Genomic DNA, 18,235 nt, shown 5'->3' on the forward strand with positions numbered 1-18,235 from the left:
GCCCAGCCAGCCCAGCCCTGGGCAGATGCCGTCTCGTTCGGCTTCGGGTGGTGCCGGCGGGCCCCGCGGTCGCTCCGATAATCAGGGCTCTAACTTTGGTGGTCGCCCTGGTGGCGGCACCGGTGGGCGTGGTGGCCGGCGTGGCGGTACCGCGGGTGCGTTTGGTCGCCCTGGTGGTGCCCCACGGAAAGGCCGGAAGTCCAAGCGGCAGAAGCGCAACGAATACGAGGCAATGCAGGCTCCCAACGTTATTGGTGGCGTGCGGTTACCCGACGGTAAAGGCGCAACAGTCCGATTGGCGCGGGGTGCTTCTCTGTCTGATTTTGCGGAAAAAATCAATGCCGAGGCTGCTGCACTGGTGCAGGCTCTGTTTAACCTGGGTGAAATGGTGACCGCAACGGCCTCCGTGTCGGAAGAAACCCTCATGTTGCTCGGTGAGGAAATGAACTACGTGGTTGAGGTCGTTTCCCCTGAGGATGAGGACCGGGAACTGCTGGAATCCTTCGACCTGCAATTCGGTGAAGACACCGGTACAGAAGAAGACCTGGCGTCCCGCCCGCCGGTGGTGACCGTCATGGGTCACGTCGACCACGGTAAAACCCGCCTTTTGGACACCATCCGTAAAACCAATGTTGGTTCCGGCGAGGCCGGTGGCATCACTCAGGGTATTGGCGCATATCAGGTGAAGGTGAACGTTGACGACGCAGAACGTCAAATTACTTTCTTGGATACCCCGGGTCACGAGGCATTTACCGCCATGCGTGCTCGTGGTGCAAAATCCACCGACATTGCGGTGTTGGTGGTTGCCGCCGACGATGGTGTGATGCCGCAAACCGTGGAAGCCATCAACCATGCCAAGGCTGCCGACGTGCCGATCGTGGTTGCGGTCAATAAGATTGATAAGCCCGGCGCGTCCCCGGAGAAGATCCGTGGCCAATTGACCGAGTATGGTTTGGTGCCAGAAGAATATGGTGGTGACACCATGTTTGTCGATATTTCTGCTAAGCAGAACATCAATGTGGATGGGTTGTTGGAGGCCGTCTTGCTGACCGCCGATGCTTCTTTGGATCTGCGGGCTAACCCGGACATGGATGCTCAGGGTGTGGCTATCGAAGCCCACCTGGATCGTGGTCGTGGTCCCGTGGCGACCGTCATTGTGCAGCGTGGCACGTTGCGGGTTGGTGATTCCATTGTTGCTGGTGACACCTATGGTCGGGTGCGGCGCATGGTGGATGAATACAGTAATGATGTGGAAGAAGCAGGTCCGTCCCGACCCGTTCAGGTGCAGGGTCTGAATGGGGTTCCTGGCGCCGGCGACAATTTGCTGGTGGTAGAGGATGACCGGGTTGCCCGGCAGATTGCCAACCAGCGGAATGCCCGCAAGCGTAATGCTTTGGCGGCGCGGACCCGGAAGCGCGTGTCCCTGGAGGACCTGGATGCGGTGCTGAAGGAACAATCCACCTTGAACCTGATTCTCAAGGGCGACAATGCTGGTTCTGTAGAAGCCTTGGAAGAGGCGTTGCTGAAGATTGATGTGGATGATGAGGTACAGCTGAACATCATTGACCGTGGTGTGGGTGCTGTGACTCAGACGAACGTCACGTTGGCTGCTGCTTCCGACGCTGTCATTATTGCCTTCAACGTGCGTGCCGAGGGCAAAGCCACCGAGGAAGCCAACTCGGAGGGCGTGGATGTGCGCTACTACACCGTTATTTACCGCGCTATCGAAGAGGTGGAGGCTGCCCTGCGTGGCATGCTGAAGCCGGTTTATGAGGAGCGTGAGGTTGGTAAGGCAGAGATCCGGGCCATCTTTAAGGCTTCTGCGGTGGGCTTGATTGCCGGCTGTAAGGTTGAGGAAGGCAAGGCGCGTCGCGGCGCATCCGTGCGGTTGGTTCGGGATGGCAATGTGATTGCCGCCGATGCCACGATCACCTCGTTGCGGCGAGAAAAGGATGATGTGACTGAGGTTTCCGCCGGTTACGAATGCGGTATGGTGTTGTCATACCCAGATATTCAGGTGGGCGATATCATCGAGGTCTTTGAACAGGTTGAGGTGCCCCGTACCTAAAACACGGTAAGTGTAATAATGTCCAGCCGCGGGCCGTGGGATGCTTGGGTTTGTTCCAGGTTACGGCCTGCGGCTGGAAAATGACTATCACGGCTCTACTTTTGGCATACGCTAGAGAAGGTGGGGCCGTGGGTTTTTATACTATTGGCGGATGAAAACTCGTCGAAAAGTAAAAATTTGAAGGTAATAAGGAGAATAATCGTGGCTGATTCAGCACGTGCGCACCGATTAGCGAAACGGATTTTGCATATCGTTGCGTCCGCTATCGAGCGGGAAATTAAAGACCCTGGTTTGGCGTATATCACTATCACGGATACTCGGGTTACTGGTGATCTCCATGACGCAACCGTGTTTTATACGGTGCGGGGTAAGAATATTGCGGATGAACCCGATACTGAGGCTGCCGCTCAGGCACTGACTCGGGCGAAGGGACAGTTACGCAAAATTGTTGGTGACCAGTTAAGCGTTCGGTTTACTCCAACGCTTACTTTCGAATTGGATACAATGCCGGAATCGTCTGCACGGATGGAGGAATTATTGGCGCGTGCCCGGAAGCGGGATGCCGAGCTGGCAAAACTGCGGGAAACCGCTACTCCGGCTGGGGACGCGAACCCGTATAAAACCGACCCAGAAGAGTAATACAGTTAACACCAATGAGGGGAGTTCGTTATGCAAGATCAATCCGCGGTGGCCGCATCGGTGACAAGCGAACCGCAGTGGGATGATGCCACTGCCTGGGTGCATGAGAATCATCGGTTTGCGGTTATCGGGCATATCACCCCCGATGCGGACGATGTGGGTTCCATGTGTGCCATGATTGCCGGCCTGCACCAACTGGGGAAAGAAGCGGTGGGGCTTATTGGGCAGAGTCTGCCTCTCGACGATTCGCTGCTCACCATTCCCGGGGCCGAGGACATTCTTGTGACGGATGAACTACCACCTTGTGACGCTATCATTGTGGTGGATTGTGGTTCTTCTGCCCGTATGGGCGCGTTGGAGGAGGCTGTGATGCGGCGGGAATCGGATGTGATTTTAATCGATCATCATGCCTCTAACCTGGGATGTCGGGGTATTAATCTCATTGATTACACCGCGGAATCATCCACGACCATCATTAGACAATGGTTTGATTATTTAGGCGTAGAGCTCACCCAGGATATTGCCCATTGCCTCTATGTTGGGTTGTTGACGGATACTGGCGGGTTTCGGTGGGGGCGGCCGGTCATGCATGCGTTGGCTCAGGAACTTGTGAATACTGGGTTGGATATCCGCACCATTGGTAATCAAATGTTTGATGGGTTGAGTTTTTCTGATCTCACAATGATTGGGAAGGTCTTGTCGTCGCTGGAGATACACCGGTCGGATTGTCATGAGATTGCTTTTGCGTTCGCTACCCATGATGTGATTGCCGGCCATAGTTTGCATGCGGTGGAGTCCATTGCCGACTATGTGCGGGGGATGAAAAACATTGATATATCGGTGGTGATTAAGGAATACCAGCCGGGTTTTGCGGGGGTGAGTTTACGGTCGGACACGATTGATGTGTCCGAACTGGCTCATTATCTTGGCGGTGGGGGGCATTTGCGGGCTGCGGGTTTTACCTGTTCCGGCACGATTGCGGAGATTACTGCCAATATAATTTCTGCCGCCAATAAGTCCTGTCCAGTATTACATCAGAATCAAGAGGCACCCATTCGATAATGATGGATTCGGAATCTGATGCTGGTACGGTGGTTCCTGGCGAGGTGCCGCTTAGTGCGGCGGGTGCCGGTGCTGCCGGTGACGTGGGTGCCGGTGCGGGAGATCAGGGAAATGTGAATCAGAAAAATTCGGACCAGCCGGTTCAAAAAGTGTTGGTCCAGGAGGTGTCGGCAGCCCGTATTTTGGGGTTGGCGCTACCCGCCCTGGGGGTGCTCATTATCACTCCCTTGTTTCTGTTGCTTGATACCGCTGTGGTGGGCCGTTATGGCGGTAAGGTGCTTTTAGCGGCTCTCGCTACTGGTACCACCCTGTATGCGCAGGTGACAACGCAGCTCACGTTTTTAAGCTATGGCACCACCATCCGGTCTTCGCATCAGTATGGTGCCGGGGATACTCGTGGGGCGATCAGTGAGGGGGTGCAGGCCACGTGGATGGCTGTGGTGGTGGGTGCTGTTCTCACCCTCATCATGTGGGTTGGTGCCCCACAGTTCACCCTGTGGTTGTCGCAGGATCCTACGGTGGCGCAGCTTGCAACCCAATGGTTGCGCATCACTAGTTTTGCTATTCCGTTGGTGCTCATTGACATGGCTGGAAATGGGTGGCTTCGGGGTATCCAAAATACCAGGCTACCCCTGGTTTTCACGTTGTCTGGGTTGGTTCCTGGCGCGATTCTTATCCCAGTGTTGGTGCTCCGGTTGGGGATTGTGGGGTCGGCGTGGGCAACCTTGGTGGGTACCGCGATCACAGCCACCCTGTTTTTAGGGGCGCTTGTGCGGGCCCGCACCGTCCATGGCGGGGATTGGCGGCCTAACCCAATCATGATGAAACAGCAGATCGTGTTGGGGCGCGACCTGATTTTGCGTTCTTTGGCTTTCCAGGTTGCGTTTATGTCTGCCGCTGCCGTGGCGGGTCGGATTGGGCCGCAGGCGTTGGCAGCGCACCAAATCCTGCTGCAATTGTGGAATTTTCTGACTTTGGTGCTGGATTCTTTGGCGATTGCGGCGCAAACTCTCATCGGTGCGGCGGTTGGGGCCGGCTCTGTCATGGCGGCGAAACAGGTGGGGCAGCGGATTTTGGCCTACTCCACGGGGTTTGCGCTGGTGCTGGCCGCTGTGTTTGGTGCCGGGTTCGCGGTCATTCCCCGGATTTTCACCACTGATGCAGCTACGTTAGCTGCGCTGTCTGGGCCTTGGTGGCAGTTGGTGGCCATGATTCTCATAGGTGGGGTGGTGTTTGCCCTGGATGGGGTGTTGTTGGGGGCTGCCGATGCCAGCTATCTGCGGAATATTACGATTTGTGCGGTGATTGGTGGTTTCCTGCCTGGAGTTGCGGTGGCATGGTGGTGGCACACCGGATTAGTGGGGGTGTGGTGGGGGCTTTTAGGCTTCATTATGATTCGGCTAGTGGCGGTCGTGTACCGGTTTTATTCCATGAAATGGGTGGCGAATGGTATTCACACCGGTGAAGGCAGTGATGGGTGATGCTGCCGACAGGGCGATAGGGTGATTAGGATGATGCGCGGAATCGCCGGAGGCGGCCAAGTGGGTGATGGGGCAGTTTCGGGTTAAGATTATGTGGTTGTCTGCCGCATCACACCTTAGGGTTGTTGTGCCCAGTAGTCACCATGTGGTTATTGTTGCAGGTGGTGGGCGATATGGCATGTTGGTAACGCACGGTTGTAGCGTGACGGAAGTGATGAAGGTTCATCCAAGGAGGACACCATGACGCACACTTTATGGGCGGTGTCCGATTTGCATGCCGCGGTGCGTGATAATTCCCAGCACATCATGAGTATTCATCCCGCTGATCCGTCTGATTGGCTTATTGTTGCTGGCGATGTGGCGGAACGTAATAATGTCATTATTGATGTTTTGGCCATGTTGCGTAGCCGGTTCGCTAAGGTGATTTGGGTTCCGGGAAACCATGAGTTGTTTTCTCGCACATCGGACCGGTTTCGAGGTCGAGATAAATATAACGAACTTGTGGATTTATGCCGCAGGATTGATGTGTTGACCCCGGAGGATCCTTACCCCATGTTTCATGGGGTGACTATTGTACCGTTGTTTACGCTGTATGATTATTCGTTCCGCCAGCCGGGTTTGGGGGTGGAAGAGGCGGTGCAGTCGGCCCGGGATAAGGGCATTATGCTCACCGACGAGTTCGCTATTGCCCCGTTCGTGGATGTGCGTGGCTGGTGTTGGGATCGGCTGGCGTATTCCATTAAACGGTTGTCTCGTACCACTGGGCCAACGATTTTGGTGAATCATTGGCCGTTAGTGGTGGAGCCGGTGAATCAGGTTCGGTTTACGGAGATTGGGTTGTGGTGCGGTACTCGGCACACCCGTTCGTGGGCGCGGCGTTATGATGCCCAGGTTGTGATTTATGGTCATTTGCACATGCCGGGGGAGATGGTTGTGGAAGGGGTTCGGCATGTGGAAGTGTCGTTGGGGTATCCGCGGGAGTGGCGGATGCCTGGCCATTTGGGTTTGTGGCCGTATCCGGTTATGGAGGTGGATGGGGAAAATGGTTGATCCATCGTTGTTTCCCGAGTCGGCAAAATTTTGCACGATGAATGTGGCGAATCATTCGACTGATCTGACTCGGTTTAATATGTTGCACCCGTTGGAGCGCGCATTGGTGGCGCATGCGGTTGATATTCGCAAAGCAGAGTTTGGTGATGCCCGGTGGTGTGCGCACCAGGCGTTGGCGGATCTAGGTAGGGATTCATCGCAGCCGATTTTGCGTGGTGAGCGGGGTATGCCATTGTGGCCGTCGGCGGTGTCGGGGTCGTTGACGCACACGAATGGGTTTCGGGCGGCGGTCGTGGCGCCCCGGTTGTTGGTGCGGTCGATGGGGTTGGACGTGGAGGTGGCGGAACCATTACCGGAGGGGGTGATTCATTCTGTTGCCTTGCCGACCGAAATCGCCCAGTTGGAGCGATTGCAAAGTCGGGGGGTGGATTGTGCCACAAAACTGTTGTTTTGTGTGAAGGAGGCAACCTATAAGGCGTGGTTTCCGCTTACACATAGGTGGTTAGGGTTTGAGCAGGCTGAGATTGATGTACGGGATGATGGTACATGCACGTCGTATTTGCTGGTGCGCCCCACCCCGGTGCCGTTGATTGAGGGGCGGTGGCAGATTACCAATGGGTATATTGTGGTGGCCACCTATGTGACATAAGGTTACGTGAGGGTTGCGGGTCGGGCCACGAACACGGTGGCCAGGCGATTTCCGGTTTCTTTGACGAGGGCGATACTGCGTCCGTCGGGGGATACGGCGGCGTGGGTGCCGTCAAGACCACGTGCGGGCAACCACTGTCCCAGGCTGAGTGCGGTGGCTTCGGCTTCGGTGATGGCAAGGGTGGGGTAGCAGCGGGTGAGTGTTTGGTCGAGGCTGAGTGATAGGTGGGGGTTGGTTTCTAATTGCGTGAGGGTGCGGGTGTCGGCGAGAGTGAAGTTTCCGACTGCGGTGCGGCGGAGGGCGGTGATGTGCCCACCAACGTGGAGGACTTCGCCCAAGTCCCGGGCAATAGATCGAATATATGTCCCCGAAGAGCAGTCAACAGTGATATTCATGTCGATGAACTCATCGTGGTGGTCGAAACCGGTGGGGGTGAGTTGGCTGATGGTGACTTCCCGGGCGGGGATGGTGATGGATTCGCCGGCGCGCACCCGTTCGTGGGCGCGTTTGCCGTCGATTTTGATGGCGCTGACCGCGGCGGGTCGTTGCATAATGCGTCCAATAAATTGGGAAAGTGCGGCGGTGATATCGTCGTCGGTGAGGTGGGTTGTGTCGGCACGGCTTATTTCGGCGCCTTCGGCGTCATCGGTGGTGGTGGCCATGCCGAGCCGGATGGTGGCTTGGTACGATTTTGTGGCGGCAACAAGGTGCGTGAGGAATTTTGTGCCCCGGTTTATGCCAACAATGAGCACCCCGGTGGCGAGCGGATCAAGGGTTCCGGCATGCCCAACGCGTCGGGTGTGGAAGATGCGACGCAGCCGCCCAATGACATCGTGTGAGGTCATTCCTGCTGGCTTGTCGACGACCACAAGGCCGGAGGTGGCTAATGGATCTGGGGAGGCTTGTGTCATGACAGTTTAGTCTATGTGGTTTGCCGTTCATCACGTAGTCTTAATCCCGTGGATATTTGGCATGGGATTACTGAAGTACCGAAGGATTTGACCGGTTCCGTTGTGACCATTGGGGTTTTCGATGGCATGCACCGGGGGCATAGTCGATTGTTGGCGGCCGCAACAACCAGGGCGCATGAATTGGGTCTACCCAGCATATTGCTTACTTTTGACCCGCATCCATTGGCGGTGTTGCGCCCGGATCGGATGCCACCGTTGTTGGGGACGGTGACGCAGCGAGCGTCGTTAGCTGCTGCCCAGGGGATCGACCATATTTTGGCGATGAGTTTTAATGTTGCGGTGGCGCAGCTAAGCCCGGAAGAATTTTTCCTCCAGATTGTTCGGGATACGCTCAAAGCCCGGGCCGTGGTGGTGGGCTCGAATTTTACGTTCGGCAAAAAAGCCGCAGGTACCACGGAAGTATTGAGGGAACTCGGCCACAAGTATGGTATTGAGGTGCATGTCATTGATTTGTTAGTGGAGGATGATGCGGTGATTTGCTCCACGCTGATTCGGCGTTTGCTGGGTGAAGGTAAGGTGCGGGAGGCAAATGCCGCGTTGGGGCGGGAATTTTCTGTTGCCGGTGAAGTGGTGCGAGGTGCCGGCCGTGGAGGGCGGGAATTGGGGTTCCCAACAGCCAATTTATATTTCTCCGATTTGGTAGCGTTGCCCCAGGACGCTGTGTACGCTGGGTGGTTAATGGTGATATCGCAGGCACCTATCGACGGTGACATGAAGCAGGGAGTACGGTACCCAGCCGCAATCTCGGTTGGGCACAATCCTACATTTGGCGATAAACGCCGCAGCGTAGAAAGTTATGTGATTGGTAAAAACGCCGATCTTTATGGGCACACGGTCGTGGTGGAGTTCGTGGACTGGGTGCGAAGCATGGAAAAGTTCACCGGTGTTCCCGAACTATTGGCTGCTATTCACCAGGATGTTGCTGAAACGCTACGAATCCTAGAGGTGGAGAAGTAAAAATGACAAAGATTATTTTAGATTTAGACATGGGTATTGATGATGCCCTGGCCCTGGCTTATGCGCTGGGATCCCCCGAATTGGAGCTCATTGGGATCACCGCCACTTACGGGAATGTGCTCGTGCAAGACGGGGTGCGTAACGATCTTGCCTTGTTGGAGCTCTTCGGCAGGCCGGACATTCCGGTGTTTGTGGGGGAATCGCATGCCCTGGCTAAGGATGGTTTCGAAGTGTTGCCCATCTCGGAATTCATTCACGGATCCAACGGTATCGGGGATGTGACTGTACCGGACGCTGCTGCTTGCTGTCAGAAACAATCGGCGGTGGACTTCCTTATCGATAGTGTTGCTAAGTACGGTGATGACCTGGTGATCGTCCCCACCGGCGCCATGACGAACATTGCTACCGCCATGCGTAGGTCGCCGGAATTCGCGGAGCGGGCCCATATCGTGTTCATGGGTGGGGCACTCGCAGTGCCAGGCAATGTGAACGCGTGCGTGGAGGCAAATATCAGCCAGGATCCAGAGGCTGCGGACATCATGGTGCGGCATGGCAAGGATGTGACCATGATTGGTTTGGACGTCACTCTGCAAACCCTTTTGACCTATGAGGAAACCCGCAAGTGGCGGGAATATGGGACGCCGGCAGGTCAGCTTTTAGCCGATGCTACCGACTATTACATCAAGGCCTACGAGACCACAGCTCCTGAACTGGGTGGTTGTGGTCTGCACGACCCGCTTGCGGTAGGTGTTGCCATCGATCCAACATTAGTGACACTTCTGCCCATCAATCTGAAGGTGGATCTAGAAGGCCCCACCAGAGGCCGCACCATTGGGGACGAAAACCGGATGGGCGAGTCTGCAACTACTCGGGTGGCGGTTGCAGTGGATGCGCCCCGATTCCTGACCGAGTTTATGGCCCGGGTAGGGAAAGTCGCCGCAGGTTTGTAATATGTGCTACGATGCTTGAGGTTTCCCGTACTGGGGTTCACAACAGTTGGGAAACAGCAGCTTATGTGGCTGCTAGTAGTATGTAGTGTGGACTGAAATAGTATCAAGGAGTAGTTCCTATGGCGTTGACCGCCGAGCAGAAGAAAGCAATCCTAGCCGAGTATGGTCTCCACGAGACCGACACCGGTTCCCCCGAAGCACAGGTGGCATTGTTGACCTCCCGGATCAACGCCCTGACCGAACACCTGAAATTCCACAAGCATGACCACCACTCCCGTCGTGGCCTGCTGTTGCTGGTGGGTCGCCGCCGTGGGTTGCTGAAGTACCTGGCCGCCAATAATGTGGACCGGTACCGTGACCTGATTTCCCGCCTGGGGTTGCGTCGCTAAGCATTAACCGTGCCTTGCGCCCTTTACCGCTCACAAGTGGTGAAGGGCGTTTTTGTTATTTCTTGAACCCGCAGGCAAAAGCATAAAAGCAAATTCCATAGCAGTTGTGGCTATGTTATGATTTTCATCGTTGTGTTTTTCCAAAGAATCGAAATCAATCTTGACAGACGGCACCGATGACCGTCGCAGCCACGACAATACAGAGGAGACGTGCGCTATGAGCAATAAAAACACCAGGAAAGCAATTTCTTATAACGAGGATACCGAATTTGGTATTACCGAAGCCACCGTCACCGTCGACAATGGTGACTTTGGTTCCCGCACTATCCGGTTTGAAACGGGACAATTAGCCCGCCAAGCAGGCGGTTCCGTCACCACTTACCTAGACGAAGACACCATGTTGCTGTCCACCGTCACGGCTTCGAAACAACCCCGGGAAGGCTTCGATTTTTTCCCATTGACCGTAGATGTGGAAGAACGCATGTACGCCGCAGGGCGGATTCCTGGATCATTCTTCCGGCGGGAAGGACGACCGTCGACCGAAGCCATTCTCGCCTGCCGACTTATCGACCGTCCATTGCGTCCAACCTTTGTCAAAGGGCTGCGGAACGAAGTGCAAGTTGTGGTGACGGTTTTATCCATCGACCCTAAAGACATGTACGATGTGGTTGCCATTAACGGCGCATCCGCCGCAACCCAACTCTCTGGCCTGCCAGTATCCGGCCCGGTGGGGGGCGTGCGCATGGCATTGATTGCGGACAAGAAACATCCGAAAGGGCAATGGGTGGCATTCCCCACCCACGCGCAACACGAGGAAGCCATTTTCGAACTCGTTGTTGCCGGTCGCATTGTGGAGAAAAAAGTCGGCAAGAAAGTCTTCAATGATGTTGCCATTATGATGGTCGAGGCCGGCGCCACCGAAGGGGTCATTGATAAAATCTCCGAAGGAAAACCCGCCCCCACCGAAGAAGTAGTCGCCGAAGGCCTGGAAGCTGCGAAACCCGTCATCGAACTCCTCTGTCTCGCCCAACGTGGCCTCGCCGACCGAGTGGCCAAAGAACCTCAAGAATTCCCGCTCTTCCCACCATACAGCGATAACATCTACCAAGCAGTAGAACGCAAAGCCACCAAAAAACTCCGTGACCTGCTGACTATCAAAGACAAGCAAGAACGCGACGACGCCACCAACGCTTACCTCGAACAGGTGATGGATGGCCTCATCGGTAAATTCGCCGAGGATCTGGGCGAAGCCGACGCCGAAAAAGAAATCCGGGCCGCCTACAGCGCCGTCATGAAGAAAATTGTGCGCCATATGATTTTGACGGAGCATTTCCGCATCGACGGCCGGGGCGTGACTGACATCCGGGATCTGGGGGTAGAAGTTGATCTGATTCCCCGCGCCCATGGCTCTTCCCTTTTCGAACGCGGCGAAACCCAAATCATGGGTGTGACCACACTCGACATGTTGAAGATGGAACAACAAATCGACTCGCTCACGCCCACCACCACCAAACGCTATATTCACCACTACAACTTTCCGCCCTATTCCACTGGGGAAACCGGCCGGGTTGGTTCCCCGAAACGTCGTGAAATCGGTCATGGCGCCTTAGCGGAACGCGCCCTCGTGCCCGTCATCCCCTCCCGGGAGGAATTCCCCTACGCCATCCGGCAAGTTTCCGAAGCGCTTGGCTCGAACGGTTCCACCTCCATGGGATCCGTGTGCGCCTCCACCCTGTCTCTCTACAACGCCGGTGTGCCGCTCAAAGCCCCTGTCGCCGGCATCGCCATGGGCCTCGTGTCCGATGTGGTCAACGGCAAGGAACGCTATGTGGCGCTCACCGACATCCTCGGCGCCGAAGACGCATTCGGCGACATGGACTTCAAAGTGGCGGGCACCGCCGACTTCATCACCGCCCTGCAACTCGACACGAAACTCGACGGCATCCCCTCCAAAGTGCTGGCCGACGCGTTAGCGCAAGCCCGGGATGCCCGGCTCACCATTCTCGACACCATGGCTGAAGTCATCGACATCCCCGACGAAATGAGCCAATTCGCGCCCCGCATCACCTCTGTGAAAGTGCCAGTATCGAAGATCGGTGAGGTCATCGGCCCGAAGGGTAAAACCATCAACCAAATCACCGAAGAAACCGGCGCCGAGGTGTCCATCGAAGAAGACGGCACCGTATACATCTCCGCAACCTCCGGTGAGGCCGCCGACGCTGCGATCGAAAAAATCAACGCCATTGCCAACCCCCAACTACCGAAAGTAGGGGAGCGGTTCCTGGGCAGCGTCGTCAAAACCACCCCATTCGGCGCGTTCGTCTCCCTGCTGCCCGGCCGCGACGGCCTGGTGCACATCTCCAAATTAGGCGGCGGTAAACGTGTCGAAAAAGTCGAAGACGTTGTCAATGTTGGCGACAAGATCGAGGTGGAAATCCTCGACATCGACAACCGTGGCAAAATCTCCCTCGGACTCAGCGGCGACAGCATCTAATCTGTAACACCGCACAACACGAGCCCATCACCCACCAGGTGGTGGGCTTATTCTGATGGCGAGTTTCTTTCTGCACTAGACTGCTATTGCGAAACAAATATCGTCGAAAAGCATGCTAAGGAGAACACCATGACCATCAAAGTAGGCGTCCTAGGAGCACAAGGCCGAGTCGGACAAGCCGTAGTTGCTGGCGTTACCGCCGCCGACGACCTGGAACTCGTCGCCCAAATCGACCGCGACGACACCCTCCAAACGCTTATCGACGCCCAGGCGGACGTCATCGTCGACTTCACCACCCCCAACGTTGTCATGGACAACCTCGAATTCTGTCTCACCCATGGCATTCACTGCGTGGTCGGCACCACCGGATTCACCCCCGAACGCCTCACCCAAGTCGAAGCCTGGGCCACCAGCAACAACACCAACTGCCTCATCGCCCCCAACTTCGCCATCTCCGCGGTCCTCACCATGCAATTCGCAAAACAGGCCGCCCGCTTCTTCGACTCCGCCGAAGTCGTCGAATACCACCACCCCAACAAACTCGACGCCCCCAGCGGCACCGCCATCCACACCGCCGAAGGCATCGCCGCCGCCCGGCACGCCGCCCACCTGCCTGCCATGCCCGACGCCACCACCCAAGCCCTCGACGGCGCCCGCGGCGCCAATGTTGACGGCGTCCCCGTCCACGCCGTACGCATGACCGGCATGGTCGCCCACGAAGAAGTTATCTTCGGCTCCCAAGGGCAAACACTCATCATCCGCCAAGACTCTTACGACCGCATGTCCTTTATCCCCGGTGTCCTCCTCGGTGTACGCAACGTGGGCACCCACCCAGGGCTTACCGTCGGCCTGGAACACTACCTGGGAATCTAAACCATGGCGCGGGCATCACACCTTCACGTGCAACTAGTAGCACACAGCCAATTCCACCCCCCAACCGATATCGGTTGGGAAACCGACGCAGCTACTGACCCAGAAGCGCTCGTTGAATTCGCAGGTCGTGCCTGCTACGAAACCTTCAACAAACCCAACCCCCGAACCCGAAGCAACGACGCCTACATCCGCCACATCATGGAAGTCGGGCACCTTGCCCTGCTGGAACACCCCACCGCTACCATCTATGTGCGCGGTATTTCCCGCGGGGCAACCCACGAACTCACCCGCCACCGGCATTTCAGCTTCTCACAACTCTCCCAACGCTTCGTCCACCCCGAAGAATCCGAAGTTGCCGTGCCGAAACTCATTGCCGACGATGCGGAACTATCCCAAGTATTTTTCCGCGCCATCGACAACACCCGGTTGGCCTACGATGAACTTCTCGCCGCCCTGGAACTCAAACTACGTGACGAACCTAACGCGGTACTCCGACGCAAACAAGCACACCAGGCAGCCCAAGCTATCCTGCCGCGCGCCACTGAGTCCCGCATCGTGGTCACCGGTAACTTCCGCACCTGGCGGCATTTCATCGGCATGCGCGCCACCGAACACGCCGACGTGGAAATCCGGGAACTCGCCGTGGCCTGCCTGAAACTCCTCAAAACCGCCGCCCCCACAGTCTTCAGCGACTTCGAAATAGCTGCCCTTGCTGACGGAACAGAAATGGCAACCAGCCCATACGTCACCGACTTTTAGACACACTCAGCAGAAATTTATCTGCTAAGTTACAAGTAATCCACACAAACGGGGTAACCTTGTTGTTCATGAGCACAGGTTTGGCAGCGAAGACGGGTGCCGACGTATTCGGCACAATTTCCGTCGCAATGGTTACCCCCTTCACTACCACAAATAATGTGGATCTTGACAAAGCCACCCAGTTGGCACGTCACCTTGTCGACCACGGCGTCGACTCGCTAGTGCTAGCAGGCACTACCGGAGAATCACCCACTACCACGCTGTCGGAAAAACTCGACCTGCTCACCGCTGTCCGCCGCGAAGTCGGCGACAGCATCAAAATTATTGCCGGCGCCGGCACCAATAACACCGTCACGTCGGTAGAATTAGCACGCGCCTCAGCCCAAGCCGGGGCCGACGCCCTCCTGGTAGTAACACCCTATTATTCCAAACCAAGCCAGGAAGGCATCTACCATCACTTTGCGACAGTTGCGCAGGCAACTGACCTGCCTGTATGCTTATACGACATTCCGCCTAGGTCAGTAGTGCCCATAGCCGCCGACACCATGCGTCGATTAGCTGAACTACCCACCATCCAAGCCGTTAAAGATGCCAAAGGCAACATTGCCGAGGCAACCGCCCTCATTGCGGAAACCGGTTTGGCCTGGTACTCCGGTGACGATCCTCTCAACCTTCCCTGGTTAAGTGTAGGCGCCACCGGATTCATTTCAGTTATCGGTCATCTCGCACCGGCACAACTTGTCCAATTACATCAATCGTTTAATAATGGCGACCTTGCCCAAGCGCGCAAGATCAACGCTTCACTCAACCCACTGGTAGCAGCCCAAGGAAAACTAGGCGGAGTCACCATGGCCAAGGCCGGCCTCAAACTCCAAGGCCTCGATATGGGGACTCCTCGCCTACCGGTGATGGCGGCAACCACGGAGGAGATCGAAGCGCTACGCCATAACATGGAAAAATCTGGAGTTTTATAATATGACTGAACCCCGTAGTCGTTCCCGAAAGGTTACCCGTAAAGCGGGACCCCCGGAGGCTGCTGAATCGCCGGTATTCCAGGCACCCACCGCTGCGAAAACCGCAGCAAAAACCACGCCCAAAAACTCAAAAACTGGTGCGCCGAAAACCACCACAACCAAAACTGGTGCGGCAAAAACCGCCACGAAAACCACCACATCCCAAAAAACCGGCGGCTCTAAAACCCCGAAAAAAACCACCGGTCGGGGTTCGGGACCCGTCGGGCGAGACAACCGTAACCGGCGCAATGTGGTCAAATCCATGCAAGGCGCCGACCTGACCGGGCGGCTGCCCCTTCCGAAAAACCCACCCAAAAACGGGCTGCGCATCTACGCCCTCGGTGGTATATCCGAAATCGGCCGCAACATGACCGTTTTCGAATATAATAACCGTCTTCTCATCGTGGATTGCGGCGTGCTTTTTCCCTCCTCCGGCGAACCCGGGGTCGACCTTATCCTGCCCGACTTTGGCCCCATCGAAGACAAAATCGGCAATGTTGACGCCCTCGTCATTACTCACGGGCATGAAGACCATATTGGTGCCATCCCCTGGCTGCTGAAACTCCGGCCCGACCTGCCGATCATTGCCTCCAAATTCACCCTGGCCCTGATCGCCGCCAAATGCCGGGAACACCACCAGCGCCCCAAACTCATTGAGGTGGGTAACACCTCCGTGGAGAACCGAGGGCCATTCAACCTTCGCTTCTGGGCGGTCAACCACTCTATACCCGACTGCCTCGGCATCGCCATTAAGACCAAGGCGGGCCTTGTCGTCATGACCGGTGACATTAAACTTGACCAAACCCCACCAGACGGTCGACCCACCGACCTGCCGGCCCTGTCCCGCCTCGGCGACGAAGGTATCGACCTGTTCCTGTGCGACTCCACCAACGCCACCACCCCTGGAATCTCCGGCTCCGAATCCGCCATCGCCCCAACCCTTAAACGCATCGTGGCGGATGCGAAACAACGCGTCATCCTCGCTTGCTTCGCCTCCAACGTGTACCGGGTGCAGGCCGCGGTGGATGCGGCTGTCGCTGCCGGCCGCAAGGTGGCCTTTAATGGTCGCTCCATGATCCGCAACATGGAAATCGCCGAAAAACTCGGCTACCTTCGGGTTCCTCGTGGCACCATTGTCAGCATGGATGACGCCACCAAGATGGCGCCCCATAAGGTTATGCTCATCACCACCGGTACGCAGGGTGAACCCATGGCTGCCCTGTCGCGCATGGCGCGCCGGGAGCATCGGCAGATCACGGTGCGTGATGGGGATGTGATTGTGCTGAGCTCGTCGTTGGTGCCAGGCAATGAGGAAGCGGTGTTTGGTGTGATCAACATGCTGGCCCAGATTGGTGCCACGGTGATTACCAATAAGGACGCCAACGTGCACACTTCGGGCCACGGCTATTCCGGGGAGTTGCTGTTCCTCTATAATGCGGCGCGGCCGAGGAATGCCATGCCGGTGCATGGTGAATGGCGGCATTTGCGGGCCAATAAGGAGCTAGCCATTGCCACCGGTGTGGACCGAAACCAGGTGGTGTTGGCCCAAAACGGTGTTGTGGTGGACATGGTGAACGGTAAGATTTCCGTCGCCGGCCAGATACCCGTGGGCAACCTGTATGTGGACGGCGTGACCATGGGTGATATCGACCAGGAGGTGCTTGACGATCGCACCTCGATGGGTGAAGGGGGTCTGATTTCGATCACCGCTGTGATTGACAACCGCACCGGCCGCCTGTTGGAGCACCCAACGGTGCATGCGAAGGGCTTCTCCGACGATGCGAAAACCATGATGCCGGAGGTCCAAAACCTGGTGGAGAACACCATGAATGATTTGGCCGCTGAGGGCGAAAACGATCCCTACCGCATGGTGCAGCACCTGCGTCGGAAAGTGTCACGGTATGTGGAACAGACGTGGCGGCGTAACCCCATGATTATGCCCACCGTTGTTCCCATGAGCTCGGACGTGCATTCGCCCATCGATGATGATGAGGTGAAACGCAGCCGCCCCAGCCTCTAAGCCGCCCCAGCCGGTTGTAACCGGAAGGTAGCCTAGGAGCTAATTAAAGTCATGTCGCCTGATGATTACACTGTGTGACATGACTTTTTCTGATGTGCAACGCCACAAACTCGTTCACTTGCTGCGCGAGGTTGGCCCGGATGCGCCCACACTCTGCGAAGGGTGGACGACACTGGATCTGATCATACATTTGGTCATTCGGGAAAATTACCCGTTGGCTGCCGCCGGAATGATGGTGCCGCAACTATCGGCTAAATTAGCGGCCCAAACCCAGCAGCTGAAGGCCACCGTGCCGTATACCGAATTGGTGGATCGGTGGGAGCGGGGGTCACGATTGTGGCCGGTGGCGAAGGCGGATCGGTGGTTGAACACGGTCGAACATTTTGTGCACTATGAGGATGTTTCCCGGGCTCAGCCGGGGAAGGCGGACCAGCCGCAGCATGTGGATCGGGCAGATGAACAGGCGTTATTGCGTGGCCTGAAGTCCATGTCGAAAATGCTGCTTCGTTCTTCGACGGTGCCGGTGGTGGTGCAGCCCGATGGGTGGCCGCGGGTAGTGGTACACGATACGCGTGGGGTGGCGCACAATGGCAGCGGCGTGGCGACCGTCAGTGGCCCGGTGGGGGAGATCGTTTTATGGCTATTTGGTCGTGATGTTGCACAAGTAACGGTGGATGATGTATCGGCGGGTATTCGTCGTTCGCAGGCGTAGCCTCACGCGGGCGGGTGTGGTGCGGAAACCTCCGGTGAGTTGGCGTAGGGGAGGGGCGAATTTCGCCTAGGTTTTTCGCTATCATCCCAAGATAATGTGACAAAAATTTATTGTTGTCTTTCAGTGTTGCGTGAGTGAAAGTAGTGAC

Annotated in this window: 16 protein-coding genes; 15 read left to right on the top strand and 1 reads right to left on the bottom strand. The window is 56.6% G+C overall.

Features of this window, described 5'->3' with window-relative positions; translation table 11 throughout:
- Positions 1-25 precede the first annotated feature (25 nt).
- The 6 genes from infB (at position 26) to HBA49_RS04710 (ending at position 6,949) form a co-directional block, all read left to right on the top strand.
- Positions 26-2,068 (top strand): translation initiation factor IF-2, encoded by a 2,043-nt coding sequence (gene infB / locus HBA49_RS04685; protein ID WP_425267533.1) that lies wholly within the window; start codon positions 26-28, stop codon positions 2,066-2,068.
- A gap of 201 nt (positions 2,069-2,269) precedes the next feature.
- On the top strand, positions 2,270-2,707 hold the full coding sequence (gene rbfA, locus HBA49_RS04690) for a 30S ribosome-binding factor RbfA (protein WP_005526324.1): 438 nt from the start codon (positions 2,270-2,272) through the stop codon (positions 2,705-2,707).
- A 30-nt stretch (positions 2,708-2,737) separates the two neighbouring features.
- On the top strand, positions 2,738-3,769 hold the full coding sequence (locus HBA49_RS04695; protein WP_005526434.1) for a DHH family phosphoesterase: 1,032 nt from the start codon (positions 2,738-2,740) through the stop codon (positions 3,767-3,769).
- Complete coding sequence (locus HBA49_RS04700) at positions 3,769-5,250, top strand: MATE family efflux transporter (RefSeq protein ID WP_005525826.1); 1,482 nt, start codon at positions 3,769-3,771, stop codon at positions 5,248-5,250. The genes HBA49_RS04695 and HBA49_RS04700 overlap by 1 nt, the downstream gene beginning before the upstream one ends.
- A gap of 240 nt (positions 5,251-5,490) precedes the next feature.
- Positions 5,491-6,300, top strand: a complete 810-nt coding sequence (locus tag HBA49_RS04705) for a metallophosphoesterase family protein (RefSeq protein WP_005520802.1) — start codon at positions 5,491-5,493, stop codon at positions 6,298-6,300.
- Entirely contained in the window at positions 6,293-6,949 is a 657-nt protein-coding gene (locus HBA49_RS04710; RefSeq protein WP_005525690.1) for a 4'-phosphopantetheinyl transferase family protein, read from the top strand. Before HBA49_RS04705 ends, HBA49_RS04710 begins: the two co-directional genes overlap by 8 nt.
- 2 nt (positions 6,950-6,951) lie before the next feature.
- Here HBA49_RS04710 and truB read toward each other — a convergent pair whose 3' ends face one another.
- Positions 6,952-7,860 carry a tRNA pseudouridine(55) synthase TruB gene (truB, locus tag HBA49_RS04715; protein ID WP_005526607.1) on the bottom strand — a complete coding sequence of 303 codons (909 nt, stop codon included), beginning with the start codon at positions 7,858-7,860 and terminating at the stop codon, positions 6,952-6,954.
- A 48-nt stretch (positions 7,861-7,908) separates the two neighbouring features.
- Between truB and HBA49_RS04720 the strand changes: the two genes are divergently transcribed.
- The 9 genes from HBA49_RS04720 (at position 7,909) to HBA49_RS04760 (ending at position 18,087) form a co-directional block, all read left to right on the top strand.
- Entirely contained in the window at positions 7,909-8,877 is a 969-nt protein-coding gene (locus HBA49_RS04720; protein ID WP_005526234.1) for a bifunctional riboflavin kinase/FAD synthetase, read from the top strand.
- A 2-nt stretch (positions 8,878-8,879) separates the two neighbouring features.
- On the top strand, positions 8,880-9,827 hold the full coding sequence (locus HBA49_RS04725) for a nucleoside hydrolase (RefSeq protein ID WP_005525756.1): 948 nt from the start codon (positions 8,880-8,882) through the stop codon (positions 9,825-9,827).
- A gap of 119 nt (positions 9,828-9,946) precedes the next feature.
- Positions 9,947-10,216 carry a 30S ribosomal protein S15 gene (rpsO, locus tag HBA49_RS04730; RefSeq protein ID WP_005526491.1) on the top strand — a complete coding sequence of 90 codons (270 nt, stop codon included), beginning with the start codon at positions 9,947-9,949 and terminating at the stop codon, positions 10,214-10,216.
- A 217-nt stretch (positions 10,217-10,433) separates the two neighbouring features.
- Positions 10,434-12,710, top strand: coding sequence for a polyribonucleotide nucleotidyltransferase (locus tag HBA49_RS04735; protein ID WP_005525686.1), 2,277 nt, complete (start codon positions 10,434-10,436; stop codon positions 12,708-12,710).
- A gap of 129 nt (positions 12,711-12,839) precedes the next feature.
- Positions 12,840-13,583 carry a 4-hydroxy-tetrahydrodipicolinate reductase gene (dapB, locus tag HBA49_RS04740; protein WP_005526102.1) on the top strand — a complete coding sequence of 248 codons (744 nt, stop codon included), beginning with the start codon at positions 12,840-12,842 and terminating at the stop codon, positions 13,581-13,583.
- 3 nt (positions 13,584-13,586) lie between these two features.
- A complete protein-coding gene (thyX, locus tag HBA49_RS04745) occupies positions 13,587-14,342 on the top strand; it encodes an FAD-dependent thymidylate synthase (RefSeq protein WP_005526520.1) in 756 nt (251 codons plus the stop codon).
- Between the two features lie 68 nt (positions 14,343-14,410).
- Positions 14,411-15,316, top strand: a complete 906-nt coding sequence (dapA, locus tag HBA49_RS04750) for a 4-hydroxy-tetrahydrodipicolinate synthase (RefSeq protein WP_040431858.1) — start codon at positions 14,411-14,413, stop codon at positions 15,314-15,316.
- Position 15,317: 1 nt separating this feature from the next.
- Positions 15,318-17,375, top strand: a complete 2,058-nt coding sequence (locus HBA49_RS04755; RefSeq protein ID WP_005526573.1) for a ribonuclease J — start codon at positions 15,318-15,320, stop codon at positions 17,373-17,375.
- Between the two features lie 79 nt (positions 17,376-17,454).
- Complete coding sequence (locus tag HBA49_RS04760; RefSeq protein ID WP_225866139.1) at positions 17,455-18,087, top strand: TIGR03085 family metal-binding protein; 633 nt, start codon at positions 17,455-17,457, stop codon at positions 18,085-18,087.
- The last annotated feature ends 148 nt before the right edge of the window (positions 18,088-18,235 follow it).

The organism is Corynebacterium matruchotii (genome assembly GCF_011612265.2).
In the GTDB taxonomy this organism is placed as follows: Bacteria; Actinomycetota; Actinomycetes; order Mycobacteriales; family Mycobacteriaceae; genus Corynebacterium; species Corynebacterium matruchotii.

Coding starts and splice junctions, on each gene's coding strand:
- infB (WP_425267533.1), top strand. CDS start 26: ATGCCGTCTCGTTCGGCTTCGGGTGGTGCCGGCGGGCCCCGCGGTCGC.
- HBA49_RS04695 (WP_005526434.1), top strand. CDS start 2,738: ATGCAAGATCAATCCGCGGTGGCCGCATCGGTGACAAGCGAACCGCAG.
- HBA49_RS04700 (WP_005525826.1), top strand. CDS start 3,769: ATGATGGATTCGGAATCTGATGCTGGTACGGTGGTTCCTGGCGAGGTG.
- HBA49_RS04705 (WP_005520802.1), top strand. CDS start 5,491: ATGACGCACACTTTATGGGCGGTGTCCGATTTGCATGCCGCGGTGCGT.
- HBA49_RS04710 (WP_005525690.1), top strand. CDS start 6,293: ATGGTTGATCCATCGTTGTTTCCCGAGTCGGCAAAATTTTGCACGATG.
- truB (WP_005526607.1), bottom strand. CDS start 7,860: ATGACACAAGCCTCCCCAGATCCATTAGCCACCTCCGGCCTTGTGGTC.
- HBA49_RS04725 (WP_005525756.1), top strand. CDS start 8,880: ATGACAAAGATTATTTTAGATTTAGACATGGGTATTGATGATGCCCTG.
- rpsO (WP_005526491.1), top strand. CDS start 9,947: ATGGCGTTGACCGCCGAGCAGAAGAAAGCAATCCTAGCCGAGTATGGT.
- HBA49_RS04735 (WP_005525686.1), top strand. CDS start 10,434: ATGAGCAATAAAAACACCAGGAAAGCAATTTCTTATAACGAGGATACC.
- dapB (WP_005526102.1), top strand. CDS start 12,840: ATGACCATCAAAGTAGGCGTCCTAGGAGCACAAGGCCGAGTCGGACAA.
- thyX (WP_005526520.1), top strand. CDS start 13,587: ATGGCGCGGGCATCACACCTTCACGTGCAACTAGTAGCACACAGCCAA.
- dapA (WP_040431858.1), top strand. CDS start 14,411: ATGAGCACAGGTTTGGCAGCGAAGACGGGTGCCGACGTATTCGGCACA.
- HBA49_RS04755 (WP_005526573.1), top strand. CDS start 15,318: ATGACTGAACCCCGTAGTCGTTCCCGAAAGGTTACCCGTAAAGCGGGA.
- HBA49_RS04760 (WP_225866139.1), top strand. CDS start 17,455: ATGACTTTTTCTGATGTGCAACGCCACAAACTCGTTCACTTGCTGCGC.